General features: G+C 41.7%; 13 protein-coding genes. 5 read left to right on the forward strand and 8 right to left on the reverse strand.

Going from position 1 to position 11,310, the window contains the following annotated elements:
• Positions 1-115: 115 nt before the first annotated feature.
• From HMPREF0549_RS01185 to greA, 4 genes are all read right to left on the reverse strand, one after another.
• The gene (locus tag HMPREF0549_RS01185; protein ID WP_003716421.1) at positions 116-1,102 is read right to left on the reverse strand and encodes a sensor histidine kinase; all 987 of its coding nucleotides are present in this window, start codon (positions 1,100-1,102) and stop codon (positions 116-118) included.
• A complete protein-coding gene (locus HMPREF0549_RS01190; RefSeq protein WP_003716422.1) occupies positions 1,092-1,775 on the reverse strand; it encodes a response regulator transcription factor in 684 nt (227 codons plus the stop codon). The genes HMPREF0549_RS01185 and HMPREF0549_RS01190 overlap by 11 nt, the downstream gene beginning before the upstream one ends.
• Positions 1,776-1,875: 100 nt before the next feature.
• The gene (pnuC, locus tag HMPREF0549_RS01195) at positions 1,876-2,628 is read right to left on the reverse strand and encodes a nicotinamide riboside transporter PnuC (protein ID WP_003716423.1); all 753 of its coding nucleotides are present in this window, start codon (positions 2,626-2,628) and stop codon (positions 1,876-1,878) included.
• Positions 2,629-2,850: 222 nt separating this feature from the next.
• On the reverse strand, positions 2,851-3,369 hold the full coding sequence (gene greA / locus HMPREF0549_RS01200; protein WP_003716424.1) for a transcription elongation factor GreA: 519 nt from the start codon (positions 3,367-3,369) through the stop codon (positions 2,851-2,853).
• A gap of 107 nt (positions 3,370-3,476) precedes the next feature.
• On the opposite strand from greA, the gene HMPREF0549_RS01205 reads away from it, so the two are divergent.
• Both HMPREF0549_RS01205 and HMPREF0549_RS01210 read left to right on the forward strand, forming a co-directional pair.
• Positions 3,477-4,640, forward strand: a complete 1,164-nt coding sequence (locus HMPREF0549_RS01205; protein WP_003716425.1) for a hypothetical protein — start codon at positions 3,477-3,479, stop codon at positions 4,638-4,640.
• Positions 4,641-4,678: 38 nt separating this feature from the next.
• On the forward strand, positions 4,679-5,005 hold the full coding sequence (locus tag HMPREF0549_RS01210; RefSeq protein ID WP_003716426.1) for a hypothetical protein: 327 nt from the start codon (positions 4,679-4,681) through the stop codon (positions 5,003-5,005).
• A 57-nt stretch (positions 5,006-5,062) separates the two neighbouring features.
• Here the strand turns inward: HMPREF0549_RS01210 and HMPREF0549_RS01215 are convergent, their stop codons facing one another.
• The 4 genes from HMPREF0549_RS01215 to HMPREF0549_RS01230 form a co-directional block, all read right to left on the reverse strand.
• Entirely contained in the window at positions 5,063-5,290 is a 228-nt protein-coding gene (locus tag HMPREF0549_RS01215) for a hypothetical protein (RefSeq protein ID WP_040530658.1), read from the reverse strand.
• A gap of 13 nt (positions 5,291-5,303) precedes the next feature.
• Positions 5,304-5,810: a YbhB/YbcL family Raf kinase inhibitor-like protein gene (locus tag HMPREF0549_RS01220; RefSeq protein WP_003716428.1), complete on the reverse strand. Its 507-nt coding sequence runs from the start codon at positions 5,808-5,810 to the stop codon at positions 5,304-5,306.
• 13 nt (positions 5,811-5,823) lie between these two features.
• A complete protein-coding gene (locus HMPREF0549_RS01225; protein ID WP_003716429.1) occupies positions 5,824-6,609 on the reverse strand; it encodes a tyrosine-protein phosphatase in 786 nt (261 codons plus the stop codon).
• A gap of 69 nt (positions 6,610-6,678) precedes the next feature.
• The gene (locus HMPREF0549_RS01230) at positions 6,679-7,632 is read right to left on the reverse strand and encodes a GDSL-type esterase/lipase family protein (RefSeq protein ID WP_003716430.1); all 954 of its coding nucleotides are present in this window, start codon (positions 7,630-7,632) and stop codon (positions 6,679-6,681) included.
• A gap of 225 nt (positions 7,633-7,857) precedes the next feature.
• Here HMPREF0549_RS01230 and HMPREF0549_RS01235 point away from each other — a divergent pair, with 225 nt between their 5' ends.
• From HMPREF0549_RS01235 to HMPREF0549_RS01245, 3 genes are all read left to right on the forward strand, one after another.
• Positions 7,858-9,036: a galactokinase gene (locus HMPREF0549_RS01235; protein WP_003716431.1), complete on the forward strand. Its 1,179-nt coding sequence runs from the start codon at positions 7,858-7,860 to the stop codon at positions 9,034-9,036.
• Positions 9,037-9,279: 243 nt separating this feature from the next.
• A complete protein-coding gene (locus HMPREF0549_RS01240) occupies positions 9,280-10,728 on the forward strand; it encodes a UDP-glucose--hexose-1-phosphate uridylyltransferase (RefSeq protein ID WP_003716432.1) in 1,449 nt (482 codons plus the stop codon).
• Between the two features lie 67 nt (positions 10,729-10,795).
• Positions 10,796-11,310 (forward strand): LacI family DNA-binding transcriptional regulator (locus HMPREF0549_RS01245; RefSeq protein ID WP_003716433.1); only part of this gene is annotated, 515 nt, incomplete at its 3' end.

Genomic DNA, 11,310 nt, shown 5'->3' on the forward strand with positions numbered 1-11,310 from the left:
CACGCTCTATTTCATGGCTCACACTCTATCATTATTATAAAAAGGCTCTCCGGCAATTGGTACTTACAGAATTGCGGAGAACCTTACAGAATTGTAATGTTTATGGGCTGGGTTGTTACTTTTTAATGGTCTTGTGCCTGACATTATTTCCTGGGAAATGGAGAGTAGCACAAGTTCCTTGACCGGTTTTGGATGTGATTGTTAGATCGAAATTTAGCTGGGCGGTGATCTTTTTAACTAGATATAGTCCCATCCCCGTTGATTTAGTTGTTTGGTGACCGTTTTTGCCAGAAAAGCCATTGTCATAGATGCGGGGGAGATCACTGCTGGGAATTCCAGTCCCCTGATCAATAATTTGGAGACTATTATCAACCCAATTAAAGAAAATCGTTGCTCCATTAGGCGAATATTTAACTGCGTTTGCTAGAAGTTGGTTGATACAGAAGCGGAGCCACTTTTTGTCAGTTAAGACAGAAATCCCATTAAGGTGTTGGAGTTTGGGGACGAGCTGACGACTAATGAAAATAGAAGAGTTTTGCTTCAGGATCGTCATGATGAGTGCTTCCAGGTTAACCCATTCAAAATTAAAGTCATTACTAGACATTGCGAGTCGTTCATCATTTAATAACATTTCTAAATGGTAGTTTGCTTGCTGGACAGCTTGGCGGATTACTTTGCTGGGAACCATATCGTTATTTTCCGCGGCTGCCTGTAAACTGGTCAATGAATTTTTGATTTCGTGAGAGTACAGTTCAACATGGTCTAACTGCTCTTGCTGATGATTACGCAAGCTACGGATTAAATGATCGCTTTTCCGTCGTTGTAACTTATTAGTATGGAGAAGTTGAGCTTCAATTGGGGTGCTTGCAGGGATGCCCTGTTCTTTAATGATTGCTTTTAGCCGTTTAGCAGATTGGTAGCTATTGATGAAGAACCAAATTACTAGGAAAGGTAAGCTAAAGCGAATAACATCCCAGAAAAAGCTCTTGGGGATGTAATACAAAATTGTTAGGAGCTTAATAATCCCGAGAAGAAAAAGGTAGCCAATGGTAAGCGGTAAAAATGACTTTAATTGGTAGAACCAGAATTTTTTATTTTGCATGACGGGTCACCAACCGATAGCCAATTCCACGTTCAGTTCGCAGATTATCATTCAAATTGACAGTTGCTAGTTTAGACCGCAGCCGACTGATATTAACGTTTAAAGTATTATCATTAAGAAACTTACCACCCTGCCAAAGCCATTCAAGAAGTTGCTCCTTAGTAACCGTTTGATTTAGGTGGGTAATGAGAACGCCGAGAAGGGCACTTTCAGTGGGAGATAGCTGAACGCTTCCCTTGGGTGTCGTTAATTCATTAGTGAGTGAATTGAGATCATTCGTGTCCCAATTGAGGTTGTCTACATTGCCCGGTTCCTGACTTCTACGGAGAAGTGCCTGGATTTTAGCGAGCAGGACAGCAGTAGAAAAGGGCTTCATGATGTAATCGTCAGCTCCAGAGGCGATTGCGTGCATAATATTACTATCAATATCCGCTGCCGAAATAACAATAATCGGTGCTTTTGTAATTTGCCGCACAGCACTAATCCAATAAAAGCCGTCAAAGGTTGGTAGGGTAATATCAAATAAGATTAGGTCAGGGTCAGCTTCTTCCACTTCGTCCGCCACGTGATCCCAATCTTTAACGGTGATGATTGTGTGTTTCCATTTTGCTAATTCAGTTCTGATCGTTTTGATAATTGTGGGATTGTCTTCCACAACGAATACTTTAGCCATCTTTGAACCCCCAAAAAGTCAAATAACTAATCAGATCATACATTAAGAAAATCCCCAACTCAAATCACAAGGACCTGAGTTGGGGACTAGTAAGTTTATGTTAGGCTTGGGTATTTAAGTTAGCGGAGTACTTAGCTTCTTCTTTTTCAAGACGAGCACGTTCACGCTTGTTGTACCATGGTGAAATGGTAAAGGCCAAAACATCATTGATGATGTAAACCATACTGTTAACGGCCATTGCTAATGAAGAATCACCTTGGGCAAATGTGATCCCCCAAAGAACCATTTGGAAGATTCCAGAAGCCAACCACCAGAAGTACTGGTTGTTGTACCGTAAGAAACAAATAACACCAGCAGTCAAACTAATTGAGAAGCTAATGGCATCAATCCATGGCCGTGGATCATTAGTTAAGGCACCAATAAGGTAACCAGAAACTAGGTAAACAACAATTGTTGAAAGAATAGCAACAACCCAGGTCTTACCAGTGAATTTCCGGATTTTGGAGACCATGTTAATATTCCAATTAGCAGAGAGCAAAACTGGAATATCCAGAGTAATAACGTAGGCAAGCTGTTCACCAATACTGAGGTAGTTCTTGGCGCTGAAACCAACAATGATAAAACAGATAGCAGAAAGGATCCCTAACCAACCGTTAACGGATTTGGCAGCGTTAATTGCTAAAATACAAAGAACTCCTAATGTTGTTCCGATAAAAGTAATTACCGTGATCCAAGTAATTTTATCGTTTACCAAGGTCATTACCTGACAGCCAAGGCTGAAGAAAAACAGGTAGTAGTTTTGTTGAGGCCAACCCTTAAGTTGGTGAGCGAGAAAGTGTAAATAGTTCTTCATTACTCAAAGTCTCCTATATCAATATATTGTGTCCACGTTAAATGAATAAAAGCAAAAAATACAATATGTTGTGGACATCGTGCAAATGCAACGAGATCTAGTATAGCATTCTTCGCTAGCGAAACAAGCAGAAAATTAGCCAATTAATCAGTCGATATTTGCCTTAATTAGGTTAGTGCAGGGGACCGAGTTAATTTCAAAATATTTTTTTACGAAGCTGGTTTAAACCGATTCCTCAGGTGAGGTTAATCGAACAGCTAAAATTTTAACTTGGTAGGTGGACTGTGGTGCCTGAACTGAAACTGTTTGCCCCACCTTTTGATGTAGTAGTGCTTGCCCAAGCGGTGAGTCAAATGAAATCTTTTGCTTTTGTAAATCAGCTTCTTGCTTACCAACAATTGTATAGTTAACCTGTTCATCATCGTCTATAAATTGGAGAGTAACTGTAGTTCCAAGATCGATGGTTTGCGAGTCAGTAGGTTTGATGATTTCGGCATATTGAAGCTGCTTATTTAAGTAGCGCAACCGACTTTCCAAATGGCGCAATTCACGTTTAGCGGTACTATATTCGGTGTTTTCTGATAAGTCGCCGAGGGCTCGGGCAGCTTTTAGCTGAGCAATCTTGGCAGGACGCTGTGCTTGTAGCTTTTCGATTTCCTGCTCAATTTCATGATAGCCGGTTGGTGTCATTTTCTGAAAATATACGTGAGCCATTGCTTCTTGGATCTTTTTACGTTGCATTGAAAATCGCTCCTTGTCGTCTTACTGACGGCGTAATTAATTGTTCACCTGTAATTATGATATGATAGAGAAGATAATTCAATTTTTGATGGAGGAATAATTGGGAAATGAGCGAACAGGAAGAACATATTAAAGGGTTCCTAAATTCGTCCACGTATAACCAGCTATCTGCTAACCAGCAGAAACATGCTCAAAATATTTTGACCCGGTTTAATAAGTATATGACCGAAGAGCACCAACTGGATGATATCGCGTGGACACCCCAAGCGGTTCAACAAGTAATGGTTGGTCAATTCATTGCTGATCCAGCGTTAACTAATTCGTTTGGAATTGCCGTGGCACCAGTGCTGAAGGCTTATCAAAAGTTCTTGGGGAATAAGCAATTAGGTGCAATTGAAAAGGCCATTGATGAGCAGCGGCCAATAATGAATAAGTGTCGAAAAGCTCACCAGACATTGGCTGAATTGAATGGTGACTCACAAAAGACAGTTGCTTCGGGTACCAAAAAACAAACTGCTAAGCATGAAACACCACAAAAAGATCAACCTGTCAAAAAACCGGCGAGTGAAGAACTAAAGCAGCCGACTACTCCTGTAAAGTTAATTCCAGCAGGAAAGATGAAACAGGAAATTACGCGGATCAAAAAAGAAGTTGCCACTGCTCCGGAATTTAAGGAGAAGGACCTCAGTATTGCCGATCAGCAATACCTGGTTGCGGAATTCCTGCAATTGATGTATCAGGAATGTCATCAAGGAATTAATCAGTGGCGGTTTGCTGACTTGCAGTTGGTCTTGGGGATGATGATGCCACTGGATCCCAATATTACCAAGTTGGAGATCCTAAATATTGTTCCAACTGCGCAAGCGTTATTTGATTACTTGAAACGGACTGACCAGATTGATATGGAGCAGTACCGGGTTGCCTTGAAGTCTATTGCCCATATGCAAACTTCGCAAAACATGCTGGCTTCAATGGAACGTCGTCAACGGACAACCCAATTGATGCTTTCATACATCCAGAGTCAAGGTGTTGATACTGATAACGTGAACAAAACCGAGAAGTGGATGGATGCCCACCAATCACAAGTGGCAACGTTTATGCGGTCGATCCTTAGCCCATGGGGTGAGTACGAACGACAACAATTGCATAAGCGGCAACAGGCAACTCATCAACCAGTTCCAGTAGAAAAGGATCGGCAATTGTTAAGGAAAAAGCGGGTCCCACAAGGAATTAAGTTTAGTAAGAAACGGCGAAAAAAGCGTAAAAAGTAATTGATTCATTTTGTCGTGATGGAAAGGAGCTGAGATTAATGAGTGCATATATTCCTGAAAACATGGAAGAAGTAGCTGTTCAGGTGGCTAAACATCAGGTTCATGGTGAAAAAGTAACACCGGAAGAAGTGATTGAGCAGGCTGTTCCAGATATTTTGCAGGCCTTATTGGATGAGGCGCTTGAAGGACGCTACGATGAGGTAAAGCGTGACGGGGATAAGTTAATTGTTACCGATGCAATGGGTGAACAAGTTGGTGTCGTTACTCCAAACGGCAAGAGCTTTGTTGATGACTTCAAAGCTGATTCAGATGTATTGATTGGCTACCTTGAATCACAAGTTGCTAAAATTGTTGGTGGCCGTTAAAGAAAATGAAAAAAACGATCGTGATGGAAATTTTCCATCACGATCGTTTTTGTTACGCTAAAGCCGATTTTTAATTTCATATGGCTTAACTTTATCAGCTTTCGGCTTAACTTGCGCATCTTTTGCATAGAAGATTGCGTATTCTTCGTCATCGGGTCCCTTAGCGATGACGAGATCATCTGCTTCTCGTTCACGCTTGAAGATTTGGCCCTTACGAACTGCTTCGTTGTAATCATGAATATTAGCGATTGAATCGCCAGGGTTAAAGAAAATTCTTGTTTCCATTTTTTGTTCCTCCTTATGCACGACTTGGAATATCAAATTCTGCCTGAGCCAAGATATGACCTTCAGCAGCATGGATAAACTCGTTTAACCAGTAGTGGTTCTTCAGCGGCAACTGGTCATCAAGGGCGTAAACCCTTAGTGTGTAGTGGTGAGTCTGATCTGGTGGCTGTGGACCGACGTAACCGCTAGAAATTGCAGGATCGCCATTAACTAGGGATCCGGCATTACTATTATTTCCTTGAATAAATTGATCGCTTAGTTGGCGACTAGCATTTGCCGCAATGGAAGTCATGGTGCTAGGAATATTAGCAGCGAGCCAGTGAATCCAAGTAAAACCACAAACTGGAGTGGAATCATAATCAATAAAAACGATGGCAAATGTCTTTGTCTCGGCAGGAGCTTCATTGATCTCTATTGGGAAAGATTTAATTGGGTGGTCAGCTAGCATTGAGTTAGCCGGAGCATACTTACCGTATTCATCAGCTAACATTCCATTGATAAGTGGTACTGAAATTTTCATTAAAATCACTTCTTTAATCTAAATATAGTTGTTGTAGTTGCTTGAGATCAGTTGGCGAGAGATCGAAGTATTCGGTTAAGTAGTTTTGGACATTTCCGTAATTAGTATTGATCAGATCAATTGTCTGGTTAAGGTAGTCGACCGAAACAGAACCAAGAGCACGCCGATTTTCTACTACGACCTCATTTTCACCCTTATCACGCAACATTTGAAGCCACTGTTCCCGAAAACTCTGAGTTGCCTTATTAGTAAGCAGGTAATCCTTCAGAATCGTTTCTTCAGGTACTTGGAGGGCACTCAGGATTAGATAGGCAGCCATCCCCGTGCGATCCTTCCCGGCAGTACAGTGAAAGAGGCTGGCCTGAGTAGGGTTATTACTTAACAGGAGTTCAAACATTCGCTGGTAAGCAGCCTTAGCAGTAGGGACCTCTACCATCCGGCGGTAAACATCAAGCATGTGCTGATAGCCATTACCTGGTTTTAGAATCCGACTCATGATCTCTTCATCACTGTGAGAGGCATCAGTTTCATCAGATTTAAATACCGGTAGATGATAATAGCTAGCAGTCTGGGGGAGTTTATCGGGAGCTTGCTTAACCTCTTCTGGTGCCCGTAAATCAATGTCGATCGTAACGGGAATTGCTGCCAGAGTGCTTAAATCATGTTCGTTTAAATGAGCAAGCGAACCGGAACGGATAAGCCGGTGCCACTTTACATGACGTCCATCTTTAGTTTCGTAGCCACCCAGATCGCGAAAATTATGGCCATCTTGAATGTCTAATAAGCGTTGACCCGTCATGTCAAAACCTCCTTTTACTAGGATGAACTACTTGCTACATCCTAAGTACTTTACCTTATTAATTGTACCCTACTTTAGCCAGTTTGATAACTTCTCCGCTAATCGATACCCGCTTTCGGTAGCTCCAGACTGATCAGGATGGAGATCATCGGTAAAACTAGAACACCATCCTTGAGTTTCGATCAGGGGAAGCTTGTGTTTCTTAGTAAGAGAACGGATTGATTCAGCAAAAGTTTGACTAAACGGAATCATTGGGAGAATGGGAACTGAAGAGAAAAGGGTAGTAACAAGGGACAAGAAGTGATCATAGCTCACATTAAATTGATCCAACGAAAAACGCCGGTCGTTAACACCAAGGTTGATTACTACTAGATCAGGCGTGTTTGCTTGCCAAAAAGTCGTGGCATCAAGTTTCGTTAAGAATTGATCCGCAGTTGGAACACCACCAGTGGCTTGACGAAGCACACCACCAGCAGAATAGGCAATTCGTACATCAGTTGCGTGAAGCAAGTCAATGGCGGTCCCAACATAGTTACTTTCTGGTCGGTAGTCAATCGAGGCATTATGCCCCGCTACCCAACATCCTGCAGTGATTGAATCACCAATAAAATCAATCACCGGGACTGGCGGTGCACTAATCAATTTTCCTTGTTCAACATCAACTGAAGTGATTGCAAAACCTTCGTCACCATTCCAAACACGATCAAGATCCGAATTGCCAGCCGTTATAATTTCAATCAAGTGGTTTGCTGATCCGCATTCTATTTGCCAGCTGCGGTGACTTGCTAGTTCACGATGCCACTGGGTGCCGTCTATTCGCCAGGCATAAATTTGTGAGGGTGAAAATGGATTGCGGTTATCCAACACATTAACTGTCAAGTTATTAACACCTTTAACAATGAACCGCAATCGGCTTCCAAGGTTAGTAGTGTAGAGGGTTGCGGATTGGTTAAGTCTTTTAATGAACCAGCGTCCATGAGGGTGGATTAATTTGTAGAGAGAGTTTGGGAAGTAGCGATACATGAAAAAAATCCCTTTCCTTTTTTTATAATTATAGAACTTTAAACCGAACTAAGGAGAGACAAACAGGCGTCCTGTCGGCTTTTATAGAAAACGCTTACAATATCATTGATTCAAAAATGAAAGCGCTTGTTGACAAATGGGGTAAAAGAGTCTAAATTATAGTTTAGTAAAAGTTTACTAATTTGTTTAGCCACTTTGCTCAAGTGGTCATGGAGGTATTTTGACATGGATAAGCAAGATTTTCTTAAAGAATATCAAGACACATTTAAGGAACCAGGAAAGGACGTTTTCTTCTCCCCTGGACGGATTAATGTGATTGGTGAACATACGGATTACAATGGTGGTCATGTTTTCCCATGTGCAATTAGCATTGGTACTTATGGTGTTTATGGTCCACGTGAAGACACTACCGTAGCAATTTATTCAGCAAACTCCGCAAAGGTTGAAAATAGTAAGATCATTACTTTTGATATTAACGATGAACAACCACAGTCTGCTAAAGATGAAAAGTGGGTTAACTACTTTAAGGGGATGCTTGTTTACCTCAAGCAACGCGGCTACAAGATTGATCATGGATTTAATCTTTATATCCATGGCTTCCTTCCATACGGTTCAGGTCTATCATCATCAGCCTCAATTGAAATGCTGATGGGTAACTTATTGAAGGAAGAATTTAATTTAGATATTGATGAGATTGATCTCGTTAAGCTTGGTCAAAAGACAGAAAATGACTTTGTTGGTTTGAATTCTGGAATTATGGATCAATTTGCTGTGGGGATGGGGAAGAAAGATAATGCAATCTTCCTTGACTGCAACACTTTGGACTACAAGTACTTGCCACTTGAACTTGGCGACTACGAAATTATCATTATGAGTACGAATAAGACCCACTCACTAGCTGGATCAAAGTACAACGAACGGGTTCAAGAATGTGAAGAAGCTGTAAAGCGTCTTAGCAAGAAGTTAAACATCAACAAGCTTGGTGAAATTGATTCTGAAACCTTTGATCAATACACTTACCTGATTAATGATGATACTTTGATTCGTCGTGCTCGTCATGCAGTTAGTGAAAACGAACGGACAAAGCGGGCAATCGACGCAATGCAAAAGGGTGACCTTGAAGAACTTGGTCGCTTAATCAACGCTTCACATGTTTCATTGAAGTACGACTATGAAGTTACTGGTAAGGAACTTGACACCTTAGCAGAAAATGCTTGGGATCAACCTGGCTGTCTTGGTGCACGGATGGTCGGCGGTGGTTTCGCCGGTAGTGCAATTGCCATTGTTAAGAAGTCCGAAGCTGAAAACTTCAAGAAGAATGTTGGTAAGATCTACCGCGATAAAATCGGTTACGACGCCAGCTTCTATGACGCCGAAATTGTGGATGGTCCGCACAAATTATAGAGTGCCTTCGTCCCAAAGAGTTTCCGGAAAGCTAGCAATTTCTCCTGACGAAGGCGACTTGCGCCTAGGAAGGAGGTTGCTAGCTCTAGGAAACTCGGACGAAGCACGTTTAGACTGTGCTGCCTAGAACGTTAGCTTGAGGAATATCACGGCGAGCACGTTTAGACTATGCTGCCTAGAACGTTAGCGCGCATGCTACCTAAACGCTGAATAATGTATTAAAGTGAGTGGGGGAATTAAAAGATGAAGTTAATCGAAAAATTTGCTGATGATGTAATTGCCAGTGGAGCATACAAGCCACTTGACAAGATTTATGTAATGAATAAGATTCGTGGCTTTGTAGGCGATGAAGATGTTGATGGTAATGAGGACCAGCCAGTTGTTGCCCAATTAGTTGATCTGGCCGTTAAGCGGGGTAAGATTGAGGATGGTCAAACAGAACGGGAAATTTTGAATGATCAACTTTATGACTTAATGACACCACGTCCATCTGTTGTAAACGAAGAATTTTGGGAGAAGTACCAAGAATCTCCTGAAACTGCTACTAATTGGTTCTACAAGTTAATGACATCAAATGATTATGTTAAGGTTGCTGCGATCAAGAAGAATATCGTTTTTGATCGGCCAACTAAGTACGGTAATCTAGAAATCACCATTAACTTGTCTAAGCCAGAGAAGGATCCAAAGGCAATTGCAGCGGCTGCTCATGATACCAAGAAGAAGTATCCACAATGTGCCCTTTGTATGGAAAACGAAGGGTACAAGGGACGTCTAGGACAAGCAGCCCGGAGCAACCACCGGGTAATCCGGATTATGGTTGGTGGCCACAAGTGGGGCTTCCAATACTCACCATATGCTTACTTCAATGAACACTGCATCTTCCTCGACAGCAAGCATGAACCAATGCAAATTAACCGGCAAACCTTGATTAACTTAGTTGAAATTGAAGAACAATTGCCTGCTTACTTTGTCGGCAGTAACGCTGATTTACCAATTGTTGGTGGCTCAATGTTATCCCACGAACACTACCAGGGTGGTCGTCACAGCTTCCCAATGATGAAGGCTGAAATTAAAAAGCCGCTCCACTTTGACGAATACCCAGACGTTGAAGCCGGAATTGTTAATTGGCCAATGAGTGATATTCGTTTAACCAGTGCAAACACTACTGAATTAATAAACCTTGGTTCTCATATCATTGATGTTTGGGATCATTATGATGATGAAAGTCTTTCCTTAAAGGCATTTGATGGCGATACTCGTCACCACACAGTAACCCCAATTATGCACCGTGATGGGAAGAAGTTCGTTCTTGATCTTGTTTTACGGGACAACAATACTAGTGACAAGTACCCACTTGGTATCTTCCACCCACACGAAAAATTATGGCACATCAAGAAGGAAAATATCGGCTTGATCGAAGTTATGGGACGGGCAATTTTGCCAGCTCGGTTAAAGGACGAATTAGCGGAAGTTAAGAAGTTCTGGTTAGGTGAAGCAAATAATATCGCTGACAGTCACCTTCCATGGGCTAAGGAAATTGCCGAAAAGATGGACATCAATGCTGATAACGTTGACGAAATCATGGAACAAGAATTGGCGAATGTATTTGCTAATGTCCTTGAAAATGCCGGTGTCTTCAAGGATGATGAAGCCGGGAACGCTGGTTGGGATCGTTTTATCGCTCAATTATAGTTCGGTCTAGACAAATTAATGGTAATTCAGGTAAAATAAGTTCTAAAAATGGGAAGGGGTGATTACCATGGCAGCAACGTTACGTGATATTGCCAGTCGAGCTGGTGTCTCTATTGCGACGGTTTCGCGAATTTTGAATAATGATTCGACGCTTTCTGTTAACGAAAATACTCGGCAACGGGTTTTAAGCACAGCAGAAGAGCTAGATTACACGAAGCATAAGCGGACGCGAAGTGATCAAGTGCAACGAGTAGCAATTGTTCAATGGTATTCGCTTACCCAAGAACTTGATGACCTTTACTATATGGGGATCCGAATGGAGATCGAACGTTCTGCTCAACAACGTGGGATCCAAACAGTGCCAATTTATCAAAATGACTTAGAAAAGATTCCCCGGAACGTAACGGGAATTATTGCAATCGGTAAATTCAGTGATTCGCAAGTTCAAGAGTTAAAATTGGTAACTAACAATATTGTTTTTGTTGATTTCGATAGTTTAGCTGCGGGATATGACTGCTTAGTACCCGACTTTGAGAATGCTGTCCATACTGTTATTAACGAGTTTTTGGATGAAGGAATTCA

Origin of the sequence: Limosilactobacillus vaginalis DSM 5837 = ATCC 49540, assembly GCF_000159435.1 — a bacterium.
GTDB classification, from domain to species: domain Bacteria; phylum Bacillota; class Bacilli; order Lactobacillales; family Lactobacillaceae; genus Limosilactobacillus; species Limosilactobacillus vaginalis.